The organism is Methylobacterium symbioticum, assembly GCF_902141845.1.
GTDB classification, from domain to species: domain Bacteria; phylum Pseudomonadota; class Alphaproteobacteria; order Rhizobiales; family Beijerinckiaceae; genus Methylobacterium; species Methylobacterium symbioticum.
The window spans coordinates 13,579-33,421 of sequence record NZ_CABFPH010000001.1; the positions used below are offsets into that span (position 1 = coordinate 13,579).

The following is a 19,843-nucleotide window of genomic DNA, read 5'->3' on the forward strand; positions in this document are numbered from 1 at the left end:
GAGAATGGGGGGCGGATGCGTTCGGTCGAGGCAGGGCAGACCCGGCGGGCCGGGCTCGCGCGGCAGGACGATGTCAGGCCCCCACGACCGAACCTCCTTCACACCGCCCGGCGCTTCTCCGCGGGGGTGGCGGCTCCTCATCTCGTGCTCTGGCTCGCCGCCCTCCTGATCTGCGGCATCGATGCAATCTGGCTCGCGGCCTCCGGCATCGCCCTCGATCCGGCGACCCCGATCGCCCTGGCAGCCCTCGTCGCGGTGCTGCTCGTGGCCGCCGCCGGTCTCGGCGGGCTCAAATCCGAGCCGAGCCTGCGCGGGATGGCGCTCGCGAGCGCGGCCCTGATCGCCTTCACCGTGCCGGTCGCGATCCTCCATTACCTCGCAGCAACCCTCGCCCTGCCTCTCATCGACGCCGATCTCGCGCGGGCCGAGGCCGCGATCGGCTTCGACTGGCCCGCCTGGCTCGCCTTCCTCGAAGCCCATCCCGGACTGAACTGGTGGCTGTCGCTCGCCTATCATTCGAGTGGACCGCAGGTGGCGCTGGTCGTCATCGTGCTCGCCGCGACGCGCCGGCTCGGCCGGCTCTGGTCCTATGTCCGTCTGTTCTGTGCGACGCTCCTGGCCGTTGTGGCGGTTTCCGCGCTGTTGCCGGCGGCGGGCGCCTACGCGCATTACGCGCCCCGGGCGATGCCGAGCGAGGCGATCGAGACGATCGGCGCGCTCTGGCATCTCGACGCGCTGGAGCATCTGCGGACGGGCAGTTTCACGGTCTTGCGGATCAGCGAGATCCGCGGGCTCGCGACCTTTCCCTCCTTCCACGCCTGCCTCGCCATCCTGACGGCCTGGGCGCTGGCACCGGTCCGGGTGGTCGGCCCCGTCGCGGCCATGCTCAACGCAGCGATCACGCTGGCGGCGATCGCGTCCGGCGGCCATTACCTGCCGGACATCCTGGCTGGCGGCGCGCTCGCAGGCGCGGCACTCGCGCTCCGCCACCTCGCGCGCACCGCCGAGATCGCGGCGCGGCCCGAAACGCAAGAGGGCCAGCTCGTCGGCCGGCCCTCTCCATCATGACCTTCATCCTACCGGTTCGCACAGCATCACCGAGCCCATCCTGTCCCCTGATCCTGAAGCAGCCGCTTCGCTCGGCGGCATCGGCAGGAGATCCGGGATCGGCACGAGACGGATGCCGTCCGTCTCGCAGGCCCTCAGTAGGGATATCCGTAATAATGCCGGGGCGGCTGCACGCGGCGATAGCGCGGTGCCTCGTCGTAATCGTCCCCATAGCCGTAGGTCCGAAGATAGGGGTCGGTCCGCGGATTGCGGTAATTGCCGTTGTTCACCCCCGCCGAACGATCGTTGCCGTTGAGGGCCGAGTAGGGCGACAGGCCGCTTCCGGAATCGCTGTTGCCCCAGGCAAGCGCGGCGCCGGAACTGCCGGCCGCCAGCGCTCCGGCGAGAAGCGCGGTGGCGATGACCTGCTTCATGTGAATCTCCTGATCGTTGCCTTCGTCTCGTCCATGCGAACGGGAAGCGGCAGGCGATGTTCCGTGATCGCACCGCGCCGATCCAGGGGTCTCGGCACTCCTCCGCGACACGGCGCGCCTTACCTCTTCTTCGACCGGAGGCGCCCGGCGATCGCGCGCGAGGACCTGGGTGATGTTCGACGCCATGAAGATCCTCGCCGACGCCCTCGGCGCGCATCTCGCGCAGACCTATCTGCGCACCTTCGGACGGCGCGAGCCGCGCTACGCTGAGGTGATCGAGGAATCGGCACGGCTGACCGTCGAGCGCATCGTCGGAAGCGACGCGCTCTATCACGACGCGTACCACACCGCCCTCGTGACGCTGGTCGCGCAGGATATCCTGCGCGGCCGGTTCCTCAGTCAGGGAATCTCACCGGAGGATTGGCTGCATGCGATCGTCGCGGCCCTCTACCACGATATCGGCTTCGTGCGCGGCGTCTGCTCGGGGGACCGGGACGGCCATTTCATCATCGACGCCGCGGGTCATACGGTCGACCTGCCCCGCGGCGCCTCGGACGCGGCGCTCGGCCCCTATCATGTCGAGCGCTCGAAGATCGCCGTGCGTGAGCGCTTCCGCAACCATGACCTCGTCGATCCCGAGCGGGTGGCCCGCGCGATCGAGTTGACGCGTTTTCCCGTGCCGCTGGACGCGGACCACGCCGAGACGGCGACCGAGGCCGGCCTGATGCGTGCGGCCGACCTGATCGGGCAGCTCGGCGATCCGCTCTATCCCCGCAAGCTCAACGCCCTGTATCAGGAATTCGCCGAGGTCGGGCTGAACGCGCAGCTCGGCTACAGCAACCCCGCCGACGTGGCCGAATGCTACCCGGCCTTCTTCTGGTCGAAGGTCGAGCCGGTGATCGGCGACGGCATCCGCGCCCTGGACCTGACGGTGGATGGACGGCGCTGGGTCGCCAACCTCTACGCCCACGTCTTCGCCATGGAGCACGACCGCCGCCGGATGGGGCCGCATCCCGGGCTCAAAGCAGCGGCGCCCCACGATCTCTCGGAGCCTGTCCGCACGGACCGGCCGAGTATTCTTCCGGCCGACCCCTTCTCGACCTCATCCTGAGGCCCCGCCTTGCAGCCGACGCCTCAGGACCAGGCGGTCAAAGGGCAGTCGCGGAAGCTTCGAACGATGATCGGCCGATCGCGCCGACCAAGCTATCAGACCGGCGGTGCAGGATGATGCTCGCGGGCGAGGCGGAGCAGGTTCTGGCCGTATCCGGTCTTGGCGAACATCTCGCCGCGAGCGACCAGCTGCGCCTTGTCGATGAAGCCCTGCAGGAACGCGATCTCTTCGAGACACGCCACCTGAAGGCCTTGGCGATGCTGAATCGTGCGCACGAATTCCGAGGCCTCCAGCAGGCTGTCATGCGTGCCGGTATCGAGCCAGGCGTAGCCGCGGCTCATCCGCTCCACGTGGAGCTGGCCCCGCTCCAGATAGGCCTCATTCACGCTGGTGATCTCGAGCTCGCCCCGCGGTGAAGGCTTCACCGCGGCCGCGATGTCGAGGACTTGGTTGTCGTAGAAATACAGGCCGGTGACCGCCCAGGTCGATTCCGGCTCCTTTGGCTTCTCCACGAGCCGCGTCGCACGGCCCGCGGCGTCGAGGGTGACCACGCCGTAGGCCTGCGGGTTGTCGACATGATAGGCGAAGACCGTCGCGCCCTGCTTGCGGCTGGCCGCGCGGCCGAGCAGCTCGCCCATGCCGGCACCGAAGAACAGGTTGTCGCCGAGGATCAGCGCCACGTCGTCGTCACCGACGAAGTCGCGGCCGATGATGAAGGCCTGGGCCAGACCTTCCGGCCGCGGCTGCACCGCGTAGCTGAAGGACAACCCGAACTGTTCACCGGTCCCGAACAGGCGCTGATAATTGCCGAGATGCTCCGGCGAAGAGATGATCAGGATCTCGCGGATACCGGCGAGCATCAGCACCGAGACCGGATAGTAGATCATCGGCTTGTCGTAGACCGGCAGCAGCTGCTTGTTGATCGACAGCGTGGCGGGGTGCAGCCGCGTGCCGGAGCCGCCGGCCAGGACGATGCCCTTCATCGTGAAGTCTCCGCTGCGACCCGGCCCATGAGCCGGTCGAGGATGTCGTCGAGCGCCGCTTCCCACGGCCGTGGCACGACGCCGAAGGCGGCCGTCAGCGTGTCGGTCGAGAGGACCGAGTTGGCCGGGCGCTGCGCCGGGGTCGGATAGGAGGTGGTCGGGATGCCCTCGACCGGGATCGCGCGGCCGCCGCGACGGGCGGCTCCCGCGACGATGGCGCGGGCGAAGCCGCACCACGTGGTGGCGCCGGCATTCACGCAGTGAAAGGTGCCGGTCGGCGCGTCCGCGTCTTCAGCGAGGCGCAGGGCGATCGTCATCAGGGCGACGGCGAGATCGCCCGCGCTCGTCGGACAGCCGTGCTGGTCATCGACGACGGTGAGCTTGTCGCGCTCGCCGGCGAGCCGGAGCATCGTCTTGACGAAGTTGCCGCGGTGCGGGCTCACCACCCAGGCAGTGCGCACGACGGCATGACGCGGGTTGCCCGTGCGCACGGCGAGCTCTCCGCCCGCCTTGCTGGCGCCGTAGACGCTGCGCGGCGCGATCGGGTCGTCGGTCTGGTAGGGGCCCGCCTTCGTGCCGGCGAAGACGTAGTCGGTGGACACATGCACGAGCGGGATCGACCGCCGTGCCGTCTCGGCCGCCAGGATGGCCGGCGCCAGCGCGTTGAGGCGCCAGGCCTCGGCGATCTCGGATTCCGCCTTGTCGACCGCCGTGTAGGCGGCCGTGTTGATCACCGCGCCGTAGCTGCCCGCATCGAGGGCGGCGGCGACCGCAGCCGCGTCGGTGATGTCGAGCTCGGTGCGGCTCGGTGCGTGCAGGACGGTGCCGGCCGGCCAGGCGAGCGCCTGAAGCTCGGTGCCGACCTGGCCCGCCCCGCCGAGGATGAGGACGTTCATCGCCTCAGCCCGCGGTGCCGAGGCCGAGGCGCTCGCCCTTGTAGCGGCCCTCGCGGATCGGGCGCCACCACGCCTCGTTGTCGAGATACCAGCGGATGGTCGCCTCCAGGGCCTCCTCGAAGCTCTTGGTCGGCGCCCAGCCGAGTTCTCCTTCCGCCTTCGACGGGTCGATGGCGTAGCGCCGGTCGTGGCCCGGACGGTCGGCCACGAAGGTGATCAGGCGCTCGTGCGGGCCGCCCTCGGGACGCAGCCGGTCGAAGGCCGCGCACAGGGCCTTCACCACCGCGAGATTGTTGCGCACCGCCCGGCCGCCGAGCAGGTAGGTCTCGCCGAGCCGGCCCCGCTCCAGCACCGCCACGAGGCCGCGGGCGTGGTCCTCGACATGGATCCAGTCGCGCTCGTTCTGACCGTCGCCGTAGACCGGCAGCGGGCGCCCCTCCAGAGCGTTGAGGATCATCAGCGGGATCAGCTTCTCGGGGAAGTGGCGCGGCCCGTAATTGTTCGAGCAGTTCGTCACCAGGACCGGAAGCCCGTAGGTCTCGTGCCAAGCACGGGCGAGATGGTCCGAGGCGGCCTTCGAGGCGGAATAGGGCGAGCGCGGATCGTAGCGGCTCGTCTCCGTGAAGAATCCGCCCGGCGGCAGCGAGCCATAGACCTCGTCCGTGGAGACGTGGAGGAAGCGGAACCGCTCCTTCTCCGCGCCCGACAGGCTCTCGTAATGGCCGCGGGCCGCGTCGAGCATGACCTGCGTGCCGATCACGTTGGTGCGCACGAAGGCACCCGGATCGGTGATCGAGCGGTCGACATGGCTCTCGGCGGCCAGATGCATCACCGCTTCCGGGCGGAAGCTGCGGAAGGCCTCGAGGATCGCCGGCCGATCGCAGATGTCGGCCTCGATCAGGCGGTGGCGCGCATCGCCCTCGAGGCTGGCCAGCGAGACCGGGTTGGCGGCGTAGGTCAGCGCATCGACGGTCGCCACCTCGTGTCCGAGATCGTGCACGAGGTGCAGCACGAGCGCCGAGCCGATGAAGCCGCAGCCGCCGGTCACCAATATCCGCATCGCCAAGCCTTTCCGAAGAGGCGCGGCCTGTCCCGATGGGCTCAGGCCGGTTCGATCACGTCCCGAGGACCGACGCGATACGCGCAGGATCAAGGACTTGGACAGCCCCTGCCTTAGAATTGCGGCCCGATCTCGGCAAGGCGCGGCGCGCGGCGGTCCTTGTCGGAGAGGATCGCCTCCGCCTCGGCCAGCGGCCAGGCGATGCCGACATCCGGGTCGTTCCAGACCAGGGCCCGGTCATGGGCGGGGCTGTAATAGGCGTCCACCTTATAGGCGACCATCGTATCGGGGGTGAGCGTGCAGAAGCCGTGCGCGAAGCCGTGCGGCACCAGGAGCTGATCGCCGGCCTCGGCATCGAGCCTCACCGCGACGTGCCGGCCGAAGCTCGGCGAGCCCGCGCGCAGATCCACCGCCACGTCGAGGATGGCGCCGGCGAGCACGCGCACCAGCTTGGTCTGGGCCGCCGGCGCGAGCTGGAAGTGCAGACCCCGGATCGTGCCCTTGGGCGCCGAGAACGACTGGTTGTCCTGCACGAAGGCGATGTCGAGGCCCGCCCGTGCCAGAACGTCCGCCCGGTAGGTCTCACTGAACCAGCCGCGCGCGTCCCCGTGCCGCTTCGGTCGGACGAGCTTGACCGCCGGGATCTCCGTGTCGATCACTTCCATGGGATCCCCTCCTCAGGGACGCCCCCGCCGCACAACGTCGGCAGGAGGCGGAGAGCCGCAGCAAGACAGGCTATCGGCGCCGATATGCCCGCGGCATCCCGAGATTGCAGGCATCTGTCAAGTCACGGATCCCGGAGCCTGCCCGGAATGACAATCCGGTCAGCGCCCCGGACTTTCGATCGCCGGCAACTCATTCGGCGGCAGGCCGGCAGCGGCCTGTGCCTGCTGAGGCTGCACGCCGCGGGCACGATTGGCGAGCGCGACGGTCAGGCGCTCGGCCGCGTCCGGCTGCATCACGGCCAGGACCTCGGCCATCTTGCGCGGGTTCATGGCGAGCACGATCGGCACCAGCACCTCGTGGCCGAGCCGGTCGAAGACGCGCGCCGCATCCTTCGGCTTCATCGTCTCGTACATGGTGACGATGTTCTTCAGGCCCTGCCGGGCCGCATCCTCCCGCTGAGGCGCGCCGTCGGCCTTCTCCTCCGCCTTCTTGAGATCGCCGACGCCGGATTCGAGCTTGCGCTCGGCCTCGCCGAGGACGCGCTCGCGCAGCTCCAGCTCATCGGTCTTCTGCCGGAGGGCGTCGCGCCGCGCGGCCAGCTTCTCGAGCAGGGCCCGCTCGGTCGGCGACACCGGATCCGGCATCGGCGGCTGGGCGCGCGGCGGCGGTTCCGGCTCCTTCGGCTTCTCGGCCTCCTTGGGCGTCACCGAGCCGGTCGTCGCCGGGTCGGTCGGGACGTAGCCGCTGCGCGCCTCGGCAAGCACGCGGGCGAATTCCGGCAGCGCCCCGTTCGGCGGCGGATCGGACAGGGTCAGGGAGCCGAGCTTCAGAACCAGCAGGCCGCTCGCGGCGAGCGTCACCGCATCGATCAGGCGCAGGCGGAAGGGTCTCGCCGGCTTCAAGCGGGACCGGCGGAGGGCCGATGCCGCGTCGCGCGCGCGCCGCGCCAGGGCCGGCTTGGCCTGACGCGGCTTGACCCGACCCGGCTTGGTTTGAGCCAGCTGAGCTTGGGATAGTTGCGCCTGGGCCAGCCGGGCGTCGGCCGGTTTCGCGAGGGCCGGCTTGTTGGCTGGAGCCTGTTCGGGCGGGCCGCTCATGCGGCCCGGTTCCGCACGCGCTGCAGGGCACGCTCGGTCATGGCGAGGCTCGCCGCGGCCGCGGCACCGAGCCGATCGCTATGCGCCCCCTGGACGGGGGTGGGCGCGGGCGATGGCGGCGCGGCCGGGCGGGCGGCGCTGCGGGCCTCGCCGACGATGGCGCCGATCCGAGCCAGCACGGTTTCCCCGGCCGCGACCTGGGCGGCGATCCCCGCCGCGCAGGCGGAGGCCGTCTCCAGCCGCTCGGCCAGCATCCGGTCGGATTCGTCCACCGCCGACCGCAGCGAGCCGATCGCCCGCTCGGCGGAGCTGGTCGCGATCATCAGGTCGCCGATGGTCTGCCGGAGCGCCGCCTCGTCGCCCTTCAGCTGCGCGATACGCCGCGACAGCCGCACCGAGGTGGCGATCGTCGCGACGAGCAGGACCGCGACGAGGATGTCGGCGAGCAGAGTGATCAGGACGCTCATCGCAGCCTACCCGTCGTTGCGGTTGTTCATGGAGGCTTCGTAGGCCTGCAGCGTGGTGCGCGAGCGCCTGAGCGGACGCGTCACCTGCACGGCGATGTTGTCGTCGATCCGGCCGATCCGGCCCTGCGTCAGGGACCAGTCTCCGCAGCGCACGGTGATGAGGTCGGAGGGCTTGGCGTCGAACATCAGCGTGTCGCCGATCTTGAGCGCCATCACGCGCTTCAGAGGCAGCATCATCTCGTGGAGCACCGCCTCCATGGTCAGGTCCGCCTGCCAGATCTCGGTGGCGAGGTGCCCTTCCCAGATATGGTCGCGGCCGAGCTTCTCACCCATGAAGCTCTGCATGAGCAGTTCACGGATCGGCTCGATGGTCGCGTAGGGGAACAGGATCTGCAGCAGGCCGCCGCGCCCGTCCATGTCGAGGCGCAGGCCGATCAGGATGGCGGCGTTGCCGGGGCGGGTGATGGTGGCGAAGCGCGGATTGGTCTCGATGCGGTCGATCGCGAAGCGGACCGGCGAGAGCGGCTGGAAGGAGAGTTCGAGGTCGCCGAGGATGATCTCGACGAGGCGGCGCACGAGCTGCATCTCGATCGCCGTGAAGGGCCGTCCGTCGAGGCGGGAGGACGAGCCGCCGCGCTTGCCACCGAGCAGGAGGTCGAGGGTCGAGTAGGCGAGGTTCGACTCGACCGTGACGAGGCCGGAATTCTCCCAGGCATCGGCCCGGAACACGCCGAGCAGGGTCGGGAGCGGGATCGCGTTGACGTAGTCGCCGAAGCGGACCGAGGTGATGTTGTCGAGAGTGACCTCGACGTTGTCCTGGAAGAAGTTGCGCAGGCTCGTCGACAACAACCGGATCATCCGGTCGAAGACGATCTCCAGCATCGGCAGGCGCTCGTACTGGACGACGCCCGAATCGACGATGGCGCGCACGCCCCCGGCCCCGGAGGCCGAGAGCTCGCGCATGGAGAAGCCCAGGACCCCGTCGATCTCGTCCTGGGTGAGGATACGGTCGTTGCCGGCGAGCTCGGGGAGGTTGTCGCTCTCCCCGTCCTCGATCATCGTCGCCCATTCGGCGGCGACGTCGCTGGCGGCGCGCGTGGTGCCCTGCTCGGCGAGCGCGGCGCCCCACTCCTCGGCGAGCGACGCGTCACCGCCCTCGGCCCCCTGCTCCAGCAGGGCTGCGGCCCAATCGTCCTCGGCGTTCGGGTCGTCCGGTTCCATCCGCGCGGCCTAAAGCAGGGTTCGGTGAAGAGGGGCCGCAGCCCGCGGGCGAAGACCTGCGGCGCGGCGATCGGGGACTACTGAATGATCACGTCCTTGAAGAGCACCGCCTCGACCTTCGCGGGGTAGGTCGCGACGTTCACGCGCCGGAGCAATTCCTCGCGCAGCCGGTAGAGGCCGGCCGAACCGGACAGGTCGCTCGCGCGCAGCTCCCGCATGTAGACCTGCAACGTATCCTCCACGCGCGGCATCAGCGGCTTCACCTCGCTCTCGACCTTGGCGTCCTTGAGCTCCAGGGCGATGCGGATCTTGGCGAACTTGGCCTTGTCCTGGTTCGCTTCCGGCGTGAGGTTGAGGATCATCTCGCGCACGTCGAGGAAGACGACGGGCTTCTTCTCCTCGACCTGGGCGTGCTCGCCCTCGGCATGGGCGGCAGCGCGCTTCTTCATCACGAAGGCGCCTCCGCCGCCGAGCGCCAGCAGGGCGACGGCGCCGATGATGATGAGCTTCTTCTTGCTCTTCGGGGCTTCCGCCTCGGCGGCCTCGCCCTCGGCGGGCGCCTTCTTCGGCTTCTTGGCCATGAACGTCGCGTCCGGCGTTGATGATGACGTGCCGCCGTTCGGGCGCCAAGTCTGTGGTCCGGTATCGCGAAACGCAGTTAACGCGCCGTTAAGGAGGCAAATTGTGCCGGGTCGGCTTTGCCGCCGGGCGCTGACGGAAGAACCGAAAGCCGACCATCGTTAACCCTAAGACACTGAGAACACACGGCGTTCAGTTCCAGGCCCGGTTGGCACGGAGGATGCGCAGGGGATCCCGACCGTGCCTGCCGCACGTGCCGGACCTCAAGCGATGCAGAACGCCCTCTTCGTCGGTGTGTCGAGCCAGGTCGCGCTCCAGCGCGAGCTCGACGTCATCGCCAACAACATGGCCAACGTCGCCACCAACGGCTTCAAGGGCCGCGGCATTCGCTTCCAGGAATATCTGATGCCGGTGGCGAGCGCGGATTCGTTCCAGCGCTCGGACCGCCGCCTCTCCTACGTCATCGACCAGGGCACCGTGCTCGACCTCGCCCAGGGACCGGTGGAGCAGACGGGCAACCCGCTCCACGTGGCCCTGCGCGGGCCCGCCTTCCTGGCGGTCCAGACCCCGCAGGGCGAGCGCTACACCCGCAACGGCGCGCTGGAGGTGAATGCGCAGGGAACGCTGGTGACGAGCGACGGCCACGCCGTGCAGGGCGATGGCGGCCCGATCCAGATCAACGCCCAGGAGACCGGGCTGACCATCGGCACCGACGGCACCGTCTCCACCAATTTCGGCGTGCGCGGCAAGCTCAAGCTCGTCACCTTCGCCAACCCGCAGCGGCTCACCAGCGAAGGGGGCAACCTCTACGCCTCGCCCGATCCCGCCCAGCCCGCCGGCCTGCAGGGGCGCCTCGAATCCGGGGCGCTGGAGCGCTCCAACGTGCGGCCGGTCATCGAGATGACCCGGCTGATGGACGTGAACCGCAGCTACGCGATGATCTCCAGCGTGATCTCGCGTCTCGACGACATGCGCGGCACCGCGATCCGGCGCCTCGCCGACGTCGCCTAAGGCAAGGACCGCTCCCGATGCGCGCCCTCTACGCTGCCGCCACCGGCATGGCGGCCCAGGAACTCAACGTCCAGGTCATCTCGAACAACATCGCGAACCTGCGCACCACCGGCTACAAGCGCCAGCAGCCGCATTTCCAGGACCTGCTCTACCAGAACCTTCGCCGGGCCGGCTCCTCGACCTCGGAGCAGAACACGCAGCTCCCGGCCGGGCTCGCCATCGGCTCGGGCGTGAAGACGACCTCGACGGCCCGGGTGATGTCGCAGGGCACGCTCACCTCGACCGAGAAGGATTACGACGTCGCGATCCGCGGCGAGGGCCTGTTCCGGGTGACGATGCCGGACGGGCGCACCGCCTACACCCGCGACGGCTCGTTCGATCTCTCCGCGCAGGGACAGCTCGTCACCCGCGACGGATACCTCGTCGATCCGGGCATCACCGTGCCGAACACCGCGACCTCGGTGACGATCAGCGCCTCGGGCGCCGTGCAGGCGACTTTGCCGGGCCAGACCGCGCCGCAGCAGCTCGGCCAGTTCCAGCTCGCTCGCTTCGTCAACAAGGTCGGCCTCGAATCGATCGGCGACAACCTGTTCATCGAGACCGCGGCCTCGGGGCCGGCGATCAACGGCCTGCCCGGCGCGGAGGGCTTCGGCAACCTGCAGCAATCCTATCTCGAAGAAGCGAACGTGAACGCCGTCACCGAGATCTCGTCCCTGATCGCCGCGCAGCGCGCCTACGAGATGAACTCGAAGGTCGTCACTGCCGCCGACCAGATGCTCTCCACCACCTCGCAGATGTTCCGGAGCTGAGGCCGCCCATGAGCGCCCCCTTCGCAGACGCCGATCCGTTGCCCGATCTCTCCGACCTGACACCGATGGTCCGGCGCCTGCCGGCGCGCGCCGTGCCGATGCGCCTGTCCATCGTCCTGCGGGCCATCTTCTCCGTTCTGGCGCTCGGCGCGATCGGCATGTTCGCGAGTCCCGCGCGCGCCGAGGCGCCGATGCGGCTGCGCGGCGACGTGACCGCGCGGGGCGATGTGTTGACGCTCGGCGACCTCGTCGAGAACGCCCCGGATTCCGCGCGCGCGCGACCGTTGTTCCGCGCCCCGGCGCTCGGCGCCACCGGCACCATCCAGGCCCGGCGCATCGTCGAGGCGGTCGCCGCCGCAGGCCTGGGACCGGTGGAGACCGGCGGGCGCGGCCAGATCAGCGTGCTGCGGGCCGCGCGCCGGGTCGCCGCGCCCGAGATCGAGGCCGCCCTGAAGCGGTCCCTGGAGACCCCCTTCGCCATCGACGCGAAGCTCCGGGCTATCCGCCTCGACGGCGAGGCGCCGGTCCTGCTCGCCCCCCTCGACCTCGCCGGGCAGGCCACAGCCCTCGCCGTGAGCTACGATCCGCGCCCCCGCCGGGTTGCGGCGCTGATCAGCCTCGGCGAGCGGCAGGCGAGCCTGCGCGTCTCCGGCGTCGCGGTGGAACTGCGCGAGGTGGTCGTTCTCAATCGGGCGCTGGCGCGCGGCGACCGCGTCGCCGAGGCGGACCTCGCCCTGGAGCGCCGCCCGCGCGAGGGCACGCCGCCCGACGCCCTGACCGTGCCGAGCCCGGGCGAGGTGGCGCAGCGTTCGCTCTCCGCCGGCACGGTGCTGCGGGCCGGCGACACCGCGCCGCCCGAGCTCGTGGCGCGCGGCGAGATGGTGACCCTCGTCTACGACGCGCCCGGCATCAGCCTGTCGATGCGCGGCATCAGCAACGATGCCGGCCGTCTCGGGGCCACGGTCAGCGTCCTCAACGCCACCTCCAAGAAGGTGGTCCAGGGCACGGTCGTCGGGCCGGCCCGCGTCGCGGTCGGCCCGGCCGCGCCGCAGCGGCAGGCCAGCGCCGCCGCCAACCCGATGATCCGCTGAGACCAGGTCGAGCCATGTCCCGTCGCCTGCACCTGCCTTCCCTCGCCCTGCTCGCCCTCGCCTGCGGCGGCCTCGGCGCCTGCAACACGGTCGACCGCCTGTCGCAGATCGGCGCGCAGCCGGCCCTGTCGGCGATCGAGGACCCGACCTCGCAGCCCGGCTACAAGCCGGTTCGGATGCCGATGCCGGATGTGCAGCCGGTCTCCTACGCGCCGAACTCCCTGTGGCGTACCGGCTCGCGCGCCTTCTTCAAGGATCAGCGCGCCGCCCGGATCGGCGACCTCGTCACCGTGAAGGTCAACGTCACCGACAAGGCCAACCTCAACAACGAGACCAAGCGCTCACGGGCGAACACCGAAGGGCTGGGCCTGCCGAACGCCTTCGGCCTCGAGAACAGCGCCGCGGTCACCGCCGCCGGCATCACGCCCGACAAGCTCCTGACGCTCAACTCGAACACCTCGAGCGACGGGGCCGGCTCGGTTCAGCGGGCCGAGACGGTGACCACGAACATCGCGGCCGTGGTCACGCAGGTGCTGCCGAACGGCAATCTCGTGGTCGAGGGCAAGCAGGAGATCCGCGTCAATTTCGAGGTGCGTGAGCTGATCGTGGCCGGCGTGGTACGGCCGGAGGACATCGAGTCCGACAACACCATCGATTCGGCCAAGATCGCCCAGGCGCGCATCGCCTATGGCGGCCGTGGCCAGATCACGGATGTGCAGCAGCCGCGCTACGGCCAGCAGGTCATCGACGTGCTGCTGCCGTTCTGAGGATCGCTCGGGTTGAGGCCGGGCCCCTATCGTCAGCGGACGGGTCCCGGCATCCTTGCCGCGCCTGGCCATAAGATGCATTGAGTTTGCATCTTATGGAGCGGAAGGAGCGAGGCATGAGCAATCCGCGTGCGGCGTTCTGCGAGCGTTTCGGCCTCGAACTGCCGGTGATCCAGGCGCCGATGATCGGGCCGAAGCCCGCGCTCGCCTCCGCGGTGAGCGCGGCGGGCGGGCTCGGCTCGATCGCCTGCGCGGCGCTGACGCCGGACGGCGTGCGTGCCGAGGTCGAGCGTCTGCGCGCGCGGACCGACCGGCCCTTCGCCCTCAACTTCTTTGCCCATACCCGCCCCGCCCCCGACCCGGAGCGCGACGCGGCCTGGATGCGGCGGCTCGCCCCCTACTATGCCGAGTTCGGGCTCGATCCGGACGCGGTGGCGCCGGGGCCGGAGCGCGCGCCCTTCGACGCGGCGATGGCCGCAGTGGTGAGCGCGCTGCGCCCGCCGGTGGTGAGCTTCCATTTCGGCCTGCCGGACGCGGACCTGCTCGCCGAGGTCCGCGCGGCCGGCTGCCGCATCCTCGGCTGCGCGACCACGGTCGCCGAGGCGCGCTGGCTCGCCGCGCGCGGCGTCGACGCCATCGTCGCGCAAGGCTTCGAGGCCGGCGGCCATCGCGGCCTGTTCCTGTCGGCCGACATCGGCCGGCAAGTGGGCACGATCGCCTTGGTGCCGCAGGTGGTCGATGCAGTGAATGTTCCCGTCATTGCCGCGGGCGGAATCGCCGACGCTCGCGGCGTCGCGGCGGCCTTCGCGCTGGGAGCCGCCGCGGTGCAGGTCGGCACCGCCTACCTGTTCTGTGCGGAGGCCGGTCTCTCGGTCGTGCATCGGACGGCACTTTCGGAATCGAGCGATTCCGACACGGCCCTCACCACAGTGTTCACCGGCCGGCCCGCGCGCGGCATCCTCAACCGGGCGATGCGCGAACTCGGTCCAATCAGCCCGGACGCGCCCGCCTTCCCCCGCGCCGCGGCAGCATTGCAGCCCCTGCGGGCAGCGGCCGAGGCTCAAGGGTCCGGCGCCTTCAGCCCGCTCTGGTCCGGCCAGGCCGCTGCCCTCGCCCAGCCCTGCACGGCGGCGGAGCTGACCCGCACGCTCGCTTCCGGCGCCGAGCGGCTGCGCTGATCCCGCTCCGCGAGCGAAACATTCCCTTGGATGCAGGCTCTCTGTCGCGCCTGCGCGCTCACATTCGGTTGATCTCGGCCGCCCACTCCGGGAAAACGTCGCCGGCAACGCCGCATAGCCGGCGACGGGAGATGGCGCATGGGCGAGATCGGCCGGCAGCATGGGGGAGCCCAATCCGGCACGGATGCTGTGCGGCTGGAGGATATCGCCCTCGCCTTCAGTCTGAAGGGAGCCAAGCGCTACGTCGCAGTGGAGCATATCGACCTTGCGGTCCGGCCCGGCGAGTTCGTGGCCGTGGTCGGCCCCACGGGCTCCGGCAAATCTACCATCCTCAACGCCGCCGCGGGCCTGTTGAAGCCCGTCACCGGCCGCGTCTCCATCTTCGGCGACCCACTGCCCAGCCTCAACGCCCGCGCGGGCTATCTCTTCCAGGCCGATGCGCTGATGCCCTGGAAGACCGCCCTCGACAATGTGGCTGTCGCGCTCGAGCCCAAGGGTGTCGCCCGGAGCGAGGCCAGGGATAGGGCACGCGGCTGGCTCGGTCGGGTGGGCCTCTCCGCCTTCGTGGACCGCTACCCGCACATGCTCTCGGGTGGCCAGCGCAAGCGCGTCGCGCTCGCGCAGATGCTGATCCGCGATCCCGAGATCCTGCTGATGGATGAGCCCTTCGGGCCCCTGGATGCGCAAACCCGCCAGATCATGGGCAACCTGCTCCTCGACCTCTGGGCGGCCAACCGCAAGGCGGTGATCTTCGTGACCCACGACCTCGAAGAGGCGATCGCGCTGGCCGACCGGGTGGTCGTGCTCTCCGCCGGCCCCGCGGCGGGGATCGTCGGCGACTTCCCCGTCCCGCTGGCGCGGCCCCGCGACATCAGCGAGATCCGCCTGGAGCCGGCCTTCCACGACCTCTACAGGGAGATCTGGTCATGCCTGCGGGTCGAGGTCTCCCGCGCCTACGCCACCGGACCGGCTTGAGGGGATCCGCGCATGAACCGCCTCGGCCTCCTCGCCCTGCAGATCCTCGTCGGCCTCATCGGGTTGTCGATCTGGCACGTTCTGACTGTCTATCCGGTGCTTGGCAGCCCGAAGCAGATTCAGTTCTTCTTCTCGACGCCGGGCGCGGTCCTAGTCCGGACCTGGGCCGAGCTGACGACGCCCGACATCTGGGGCCATCTCTGGATCACCCTACAAGAGACGGTACTGGCCTTTCTGTTCGGCGCAGCCGGCGGCATCGCCTTCGGCTTCCTGTTCGCCCGCAACGCACTGCTCGCCGCCGTGTTCGATCCCTACATCAAGGCGGCCAATGCCCTGCCCCGGGTCGTACTCGCCCCCATCTTCGCCTTGTGGTTCGGGCTCGGCATCTGGTCGAAGGTGGCGCTCGGCTTCACGCTGGTCTTCTTCATCGTCTTCTTCAACGTCTACCAGGGCGTCCGCGAGGTGAGCCCGGTGGTGCTCAACAATGCCCGTATGCTGGGTTTGAGCGAGCGCGGCCTGCTGCGCCACGTGTACTGGCCCTCAGCGCTCACTTGGATGTTCTCCTCGCTGCACACGGCGGTGGGCTTCGCCCTCGTCGGCGCCGTGGTCGGCGAATATCTCGGGTCCTCCGCGGGCCTCGGCTACAAGATCCACGAGGCCGAGAGCGTGTTCGACGTGACCGGCGTCTTTGCCGGCATGCTGATCCTCACCGTCTTCGTCATCGTGATCGACGCGGTCGTCACACTGATCGAGAACCGGCTCCTGGTCTGGCGCCCGCAGGCGGGGGGACACGGTTGACCCGGTCGGGGCGCCGCCGTTGAATACAAAATGCGGCATGCCCGCAAAGAAGAAGCTTGGGAGAGGGACGATCATGGAACGCCGCAGCTTCCTCGCCGGCGCCGCCGCAGCGCTGGCCGTCGGCTCGACCGCTAGAGCCGACACTGTGAAGGTCCGCATCGGTGTCGGCGGCAAGCCGCTGCTCTATTACCTTCCGCTGACGGTGGCTGAGCAGAAGGGCTACTTCAAGGACGAGGGCATCGAGGCAGAGATCAACGATTTCGGCGGTGGCGCCCGCTCGCTCCAGGCGCTGATCGGCGGCTCCGTCGACGTGGTGACGGGCGCCTACGAGCACACGCTGCGCATGCAGGCGAAGGGACAGGACGTGCGTGCCGTGTGCGAACTCGGCCGGTTGCCCGCCATCGTGATCGGCGTGCGCAAGGATCTCGCCGATAAGGTGAAGTCGGTGGCAGACCTCAAGGGCCGCAAGATCGGTGTGACCGCTCCTGGCTCCTCGACCGCGCTGGCTTTCCAGTACGCGATGATCAAGGCCGGCCTCAAAGCCAGCGACGCCCCCCTCATCGGCATCGGCGGCGGCGCAGGCGCCATCGCGGCGATGAAGAAGGGCGAGATCGACGCCGTCTCCCATCTCGACCCAGTCATCGCCAAGCTCGAGGCCGACGGCGACATCCAGATCCTCGTGGACACCCGCACCGAGGCCGGCACCCGTGCACTCTTCGGAGGCCCGAACCCGGCGGCCGTGGTCTACACCAAGCAGGACTGGATCGAGCATCACGGCGCGGCGATGCAGAAGGTGGTCAACGCGTTCGCTAAATCGCTGAAATGGCTGGCCACCGCCAAGCCGGAGGATGTCACAGCCCTGGTGCCACCCACCTACCATTTCGGCGACAAGGCGCTCTACACACAGGCCGTGAGAAACTCCCTTGAGAGCTATTCCCGCACTGGCCTGCCGACACCGGAGGGCATGGCGAGCGTACTTGAACTGGTGCGCACTCTCGATCCGGAGCTTCAGGGCGCCCAGATCGACCTGTCGAAGACCTTCGAAGACCGCTTCGTCAAACGCGCCATGGGCTGAAGGGAAGCCCAGCTTACAGCGGAGACTAGCCCATTCGCGCGATGACTCCCGAAGGAGGGGCGGATCCCCTCTCCCGAACGGGAGAGGCGGCACGCCGGCGACCTGCGGCACGCTGAGCGCCAAGCCTCGCAGGGGTGATGTGAGTAGCCGTAGGCCCACTCAGAAGAGTTGACCGCTTCCTCTGCGACCGGGGAGACTCAGCCGGTCTCGCTCCACAGCCACGCCGCACCGCGCACGCCCGAGGCGTCGCCGTGGAGGCTCGCCCGGATCGGCGTGTCGAAAGTATCAGAGAAGACGTGGGGCGCGGTCGCGGCGGGCAGGCCGTCGATCAGCTCGGGCAGGCGCGACAGACCGCCGCCGACAACGATCATATCCGGGTCCAGGATGTTCACCACGTAAGCGACGCTGCGCCCGAGCCTGTCGAGATAAGCCGCGAAGGTCGCCTGCGCGTCCGCGTCGCCCGCGCGCATCGCTGCGACGATCGCCTCGCCGCCCGCGACGGCACCGGTGCGGCGGAGATGGTCGGCGGCGAGGCCAGGGCCCGAGACCCAGGTCTCGATGCAGCCGGAGCGGCCGCAATAGCAGGGCGGTCCCGGCCGCTCGGCATCGATCGGGCGCGGCAGCGGATTGTGGCCCCATTCCCCGGCGATGCGGTCTCGTCCCGAGAGGGCTCGCCCGCGTAGCGCGATGCCGGAGCCGACGCCCGTGCCGAGGATGATCGCCCAGACGATCCCGGCCCCCGCCCCAGCCCCGTCGACCGCCTCGGAGACGGCGAGGCAGTTGGCGTCGTTCTCGGCGCGCACCGGCCGGTCGAGCACCGCCTCGAGATCGCTCAGGAAGGGCTGGCCATTGAGCCAGGTCGAATTCGCGTTTTTGACGAGGCCGGTCTGCGACGAGATCGCGCCCGGCATCCCGAGGCCGACGCTGCAACGTCCACCGACCTCGCTCTCCAGCTGCGCCACCAGGTCCGCGATGGCCTGTAGAGTCCCGGCATAGTCGCCACGCGGAGTCGCCACGCGCGCCTCTGCCCGCACCCTGCCCTCAGTGTCGAGGATGATCCCGGCAATCTTCGTACCGCCGAGATCGATGCCGAGGCGCAGCGCGCTCACTCGGCGGCGGCGACCTTGCTGGGCGTGCCGGTCTCGGTCGCCATCGGCTCAGGGCTCTCATCGGAGATGTGCGTGCCGATCGTGACCGGATGCGACATCACCTCGTTGAGCTTGGCCATGTCGAGCTCCCCTTCCCAGCGGCTAACCACCACGCAGGCGACGCCGTTGCCGACGAGGTTGGTGAGCGCCCGGCACTCGGACATGAACTTGTCGATGCCGAGCACCAGGGTCATCGCGGCGACCGGGACCGGGTTGTTCGGGATGGCGGCGAGCGTCGCGGCGAGCGTGATGAAGCCTGCGCCCGTCACACCGGAGGCGCCCTTCGAGGTCAGCATGGCCACGACGATGATCGTAGCGTACTGGCCGATCGACAGGTCCGCGCCCACCGCCTGCGCCAGGAACAGCGTCGCCAGCGTCATATAGATGTTGGTGCCGTCGAGATTGAACGAGTAGCCGGTCGGGATGACGAGGCCGACCACCGAGTCGGAAGCGCCAAGGCGGCGCATCTTGGTCATCATGTGCGGCAGCACGGTCTCGGAGGAGGACGTGCCGAGCACGATGAGCAGTTCGTCCTTGATGTAGGCGAGGAAGCGGAAGATCGAGAACCCTGCGAAGCGCGCGATGCCGCCAAGCACGAGGACGATGAACAGGAAGGCGGTGACGTAGAAGGTCCCCACCAGCCAAGCCAGGTCCACGACCTTGCCGATGCCGTACTCGCCGATCGTGAAGGCCATTGCGCCGAAAGCACCGAGCGGGGCGAGCTTCACGATCATGCCGATGATGCGGAAGAAGATCTGCCCGGCGGTGTCGATCGCGTGGGAGATGCCTTCAGCCTTCGCGCCCATGCCGGTGACGACGACGCCGGTGAGGATCGAGATCAGCAGCACCTGCAGCAAGTCGCCGGTGGCGAAGGCATCGAAGAAGGACTTCGGGATGATCGCCATGATGTGGGCGATGGTCGAATCGGCCGCCGCCTTCTGAGCATAGCCTGCGACCTTGCTCGCATCGAGCTTCGACGGGTCGGCGTGGAAGCCGGCGCCGGGCTGGATAATCTCGCCGACGATGATGCCAATCAGAAGCGCGATCGTGGAGACCACCTCGAAGTAGATCAGTGCCTTGAGGCCCACGCGGCCGACCTTTTTCAGGTCGCCGATCGAAGCGATACCGTGCACGATTGTGCAGAAGATGATCGGCGCAATCATCATCTTGATGAGCGCCACGAAGGCGTCGCCGAGCCATTTGAGCGACTTGCCGAAATCCGGATACAGATACCCGACCGCCACGCCGAGGGCGATCGCAATCAGCACCTGGATGTAGAGGACCTTGTACCACGGCTCCGACGGAGCGACCGCGGCATGCGTCGCGGCGGGTTGGGGCATCTGGGCCATTCGCGTCACCCGTGCACGCGCGGTGCGTGCATCCTCCGTCCCCGGCCGGATTGGCCCGGCACGGCGTCTGATTTTTTTCGA

Annotated in this window: 21 protein-coding genes; 10 read left to right on the forward strand and 11 right to left on the reverse strand. The window is 69.3% G+C overall.

All coding sequences use genetic code 11. The annotated features are described in order from the left end of the window. Positions 1–15 precede the first annotated feature (15 nt). Entirely contained in the window at positions 16–1,068 is a 1,053-nt protein-coding gene (locus MET9862_RS00060) for a phosphatase PAP2 family protein (protein ID WP_142581069.1), read from the forward strand. A 134-nt stretch (positions 1,069–1,202) separates the two neighbouring features. On the opposite strand, the gene MET9862_RS00065 is transcribed toward MET9862_RS00060, so the two are convergent. After that, on the reverse strand, positions 1,203–1,481 hold the full coding sequence (locus MET9862_RS00065; RefSeq protein ID WP_142581070.1) for a hypothetical protein: 279 nt from the start codon (positions 1,479–1,481) through the stop codon (positions 1,203–1,205). Between the two features lie 172 nt (positions 1,482–1,653). Here MET9862_RS00065 and MET9862_RS00070 point away from each other — a divergent pair, with 172 nt between their 5' ends. Then, positions 1,654–2,592 (forward strand): metal-dependent phosphohydrolase, encoded by a 939-nt coding sequence (locus tag MET9862_RS00070; protein ID WP_244612492.1) that lies wholly within the window; start codon positions 1,654–1,656, stop codon positions 2,590–2,592. Positions 2,593–2,687: 95 nt separating this feature from the next. Here the strand turns inward: MET9862_RS00070 and rfbA are convergent, their stop codons facing one another. The 8 genes from rfbA to fliL form a co-directional block, all read right to left on the reverse strand. After that, positions 2,688–3,575 carry a glucose-1-phosphate thymidylyltransferase RfbA gene (gene rfbA, locus MET9862_RS00075; RefSeq protein WP_142581071.1) on the reverse strand — a complete coding sequence of 296 codons (888 nt, stop codon included), beginning with the start codon at positions 3,573–3,575 and terminating at the stop codon, positions 2,688–2,690. Further along, the gene (gene rfbD / locus MET9862_RS00080; RefSeq protein WP_142581072.1) at positions 3,572–4,471 is read right to left on the reverse strand and encodes a dTDP-4-dehydrorhamnose reductase; all 900 of its coding nucleotides are present in this window, start codon (positions 4,469–4,471) and stop codon (positions 3,572–3,574) included. The genes rfbA and rfbD overlap by 4 nt, the downstream gene beginning before the upstream one ends. Positions 4,472–4,475: 4 nt before the next feature. Then, positions 4,476–5,531 (reverse strand): dTDP-glucose 4,6-dehydratase, encoded by a 1,056-nt coding sequence (gene rfbB / locus MET9862_RS00085; RefSeq protein WP_142581073.1) that lies wholly within the window; start codon positions 5,529–5,531, stop codon positions 4,476–4,478. A gap of 113 nt (positions 5,532–5,644) precedes the next feature. Beyond that, positions 5,645–6,196, reverse strand: a complete 552-nt coding sequence (rfbC, locus tag MET9862_RS00090) for a dTDP-4-dehydrorhamnose 3,5-epimerase (protein ID WP_142581074.1) — start codon at positions 6,194–6,196, stop codon at positions 5,645–5,647. A 159-nt stretch (positions 6,197–6,355) separates the two neighbouring features. Beyond that, the gene (locus MET9862_RS00095) at positions 6,356–7,294 is read right to left on the reverse strand and encodes a MotE family protein (RefSeq protein ID WP_306438877.1); all 939 of its coding nucleotides are present in this window, start codon (positions 7,292–7,294) and stop codon (positions 6,356–6,358) included. Continuing rightward, entirely contained in the window at positions 7,291–7,761 is a 471-nt protein-coding gene (locus MET9862_RS00100) for a DUF6468 domain-containing protein (RefSeq protein WP_142581075.1), read from the reverse strand. The genes MET9862_RS00095 and MET9862_RS00100 overlap by 4 nt, the downstream gene beginning before the upstream one ends. 6 nt (positions 7,762–7,767) lie before the next feature. Next, a complete protein-coding gene (fliM, locus tag MET9862_RS00105; protein WP_142581076.1) occupies positions 7,768–8,982 on the reverse strand; it encodes a flagellar motor switch protein FliM in 1,215 nt (404 codons plus the stop codon). 77 nt (positions 8,983–9,059) lie between these two features. Then, positions 9,060–9,563, reverse strand: coding sequence for a flagellar basal body-associated protein FliL (gene fliL / locus MET9862_RS00110; protein WP_142581077.1), 504 nt, complete (start codon positions 9,561–9,563; stop codon positions 9,060–9,062). 268 nt (positions 9,564–9,831) lie between these two features. Here fliL and flgF point away from each other — a divergent pair, with 268 nt between their 5' ends. From flgF to MET9862_RS00150, 8 genes are all read left to right on the forward strand, one after another. Further along, on the forward strand, positions 9,832–10,572 hold the full coding sequence (flgF, locus tag MET9862_RS00115) for a flagellar basal-body rod protein FlgF (protein ID WP_142581078.1): 741 nt from the start codon (positions 9,832–9,834) through the stop codon (positions 10,570–10,572). A 17-nt stretch (positions 10,573–10,589) separates the two neighbouring features. Then, complete coding sequence (gene flgG, locus MET9862_RS00120) at positions 10,590–11,381, forward strand: flagellar basal-body rod protein FlgG (RefSeq protein WP_142581079.1); 792 nt, start codon at positions 10,590–10,592, stop codon at positions 11,379–11,381. 8 nt (positions 11,382–11,389) lie between these two features. Then, the gene (gene flgA, locus MET9862_RS00125) at positions 11,390–12,472 is read left to right on the forward strand and encodes a flagellar basal body P-ring formation chaperone FlgA (protein WP_244612493.1); all 1,083 of its coding nucleotides are present in this window, start codon (positions 11,390–11,392) and stop codon (positions 12,470–12,472) included. 14 nt (positions 12,473–12,486) lie between these two features. Continuing rightward, on the forward strand, positions 12,487–13,239 hold the full coding sequence (flgH, locus tag MET9862_RS00130) for a flagellar basal body L-ring protein FlgH (protein WP_142581080.1): 753 nt from the start codon (positions 12,487–12,489) through the stop codon (positions 13,237–13,239). Between the two features lie 116 nt (positions 13,240–13,355). Further along, on the forward strand, positions 13,356–14,417 hold the full coding sequence (locus tag MET9862_RS00135) for an NAD(P)H-dependent flavin oxidoreductase (protein WP_142581081.1): 1,062 nt from the start codon (positions 13,356–13,358) through the stop codon (positions 14,415–14,417). 138 nt (positions 14,418–14,555) lie between these two features. After that, the gene (locus tag MET9862_RS00140; protein WP_142581082.1) at positions 14,556–15,392 is read left to right on the forward strand and encodes an ABC transporter ATP-binding protein; all 837 of its coding nucleotides are present in this window, start codon (positions 14,556–14,558) and stop codon (positions 15,390–15,392) included. Positions 15,393–15,404: 12 nt separating this feature from the next. After that, positions 15,405–16,190 (forward strand): ABC transporter permease, encoded by a 786-nt coding sequence (locus MET9862_RS00145; protein ID WP_142581083.1) that lies wholly within the window; start codon positions 15,405–15,407, stop codon positions 16,188–16,190. 73 nt (positions 16,191–16,263) lie between these two features. Then, positions 16,264–17,265 (forward strand): ABC transporter substrate-binding protein, encoded by a 1,002-nt coding sequence (locus MET9862_RS00150; protein WP_142581084.1) that lies wholly within the window; start codon positions 16,264–16,266, stop codon positions 17,263–17,265. A 197-nt stretch (positions 17,266–17,462) separates the two neighbouring features. Here the strand turns inward: MET9862_RS00150 and MET9862_RS00155 are convergent, their stop codons facing one another. Then, positions 17,463–18,365 (reverse strand): ROK family protein, encoded by a 903-nt coding sequence (locus MET9862_RS00155; RefSeq protein WP_142581205.1) that lies wholly within the window; start codon positions 18,363–18,365, stop codon positions 17,463–17,465. Positions 18,366–18,370: 5 nt separating this feature from the next. Next, entirely contained in the window at positions 18,371–19,753 is a 1,383-nt protein-coding gene (locus MET9862_RS00160; protein WP_244612494.1) for a dicarboxylate/amino acid:cation symporter, read from the reverse strand. Positions 19,754–19,843: the final 90 nt, after the last annotated feature.

Excerpts from the sequence above, each read along its gene's own strand:
- fliM (WP_142581076.1), bottom strand. The coding sequence starts at position 8,982 with ATGGAACCGGACGACCCGAACGCCGAGGACGATTGGGCCGCAGCCCTG.
- MET9862_RS00060 (WP_142581069.1), top strand. The coding sequence starts at position 16 with ATGCGTTCGGTCGAGGCAGGGCAGACCCGGCGGGCCGGGCTCGCGCGG.
- MET9862_RS00100 (WP_142581075.1), bottom strand. The coding sequence starts at position 7,761 with ATGAGCGTCCTGATCACTCTGCTCGCCGACATCCTCGTCGCGGTCCTG.
- flgF (WP_142581078.1), top strand. The coding sequence starts at position 9,832 with ATGCAGAACGCCCTCTTCGTCGGTGTGTCGAGCCAGGTCGCGCTCCAG.
- MET9862_RS00145 (WP_142581083.1), top strand. The coding sequence starts at position 15,405 with ATGAACCGCCTCGGCCTCCTCGCCCTGCAGATCCTCGTCGGCCTCATC.
- fliL (WP_142581077.1), bottom strand. The coding sequence starts at position 9,563 with ATGGCCAAGAAGCCGAAGAAGGCGCCCGCCGAGGGCGAGGCCGCCGAG.
- MET9862_RS00160 (WP_244612494.1), bottom strand. The coding sequence starts at position 19,753 with ATGCCCCAACCCGCCGCGACGCATGCCGCGGTCGCTCCGTCGGAGCCG.
- flgG (WP_142581079.1), top strand. The coding sequence starts at position 10,590 with ATGCGCGCCCTCTACGCTGCCGCCACCGGCATGGCGGCCCAGGAACTC.
- MET9862_RS00135 (WP_142581081.1), top strand. The coding sequence starts at position 13,356 with ATGAGCAATCCGCGTGCGGCGTTCTGCGAGCGTTTCGGCCTCGAACTG.
- rfbA (WP_142581071.1), bottom strand. The coding sequence starts at position 3,575 with ATGAAGGGCATCGTCCTGGCCGGCGGCTCCGGCACGCGGCTGCACCCC.
- rfbB (WP_142581073.1), bottom strand. The coding sequence starts at position 5,531 with ATGCGGATATTGGTGACCGGCGGCTGCGGCTTCATCGGCTCGGCGCTC.
- rfbD (WP_142581072.1), bottom strand. The coding sequence starts at position 4,471 with ATGAACGTCCTCATCCTCGGCGGGGCGGGCCAGGTCGGCACCGAGCTT.
- flgA (WP_244612493.1), top strand. The coding sequence starts at position 11,390 with ATGAGCGCCCCCTTCGCAGACGCCGATCCGTTGCCCGATCTCTCCGAC.
- MET9862_RS00095 (WP_306438877.1), bottom strand. The coding sequence starts at position 7,294 with ATGAGCGGCCCGCCCGAACAGGCTCCAGCCAACAAGCCGGCCCTCGCG.
- MET9862_RS00140 (WP_142581082.1), top strand. The coding sequence starts at position 14,556 with ATGGGCGAGATCGGCCGGCAGCATGGGGGAGCCCAATCCGGCACGGAT.
- MET9862_RS00150 (WP_142581084.1), top strand. The coding sequence starts at position 16,264 with ATGGAACGCCGCAGCTTCCTCGCCGGCGCCGCCGCAGCGCTGGCCGTC.
- MET9862_RS00065 (WP_142581070.1), bottom strand. The coding sequence starts at position 1,481 with ATGAAGCAGGTCATCGCCACCGCGCTTCTCGCCGGAGCGCTGGCGGCC.
- flgH (WP_142581080.1), top strand. The coding sequence starts at position 12,487 with ATGTCCCGTCGCCTGCACCTGCCTTCCCTCGCCCTGCTCGCCCTCGCC.
- rfbC (WP_142581074.1), bottom strand. The coding sequence starts at position 6,196 with ATGGAAGTGATCGACACGGAGATCCCGGCGGTCAAGCTCGTCCGACCG.
- MET9862_RS00070 (WP_244612492.1), top strand. The coding sequence starts at position 1,654 with ATGTTCGACGCCATGAAGATCCTCGCCGACGCCCTCGGCGCGCATCTC.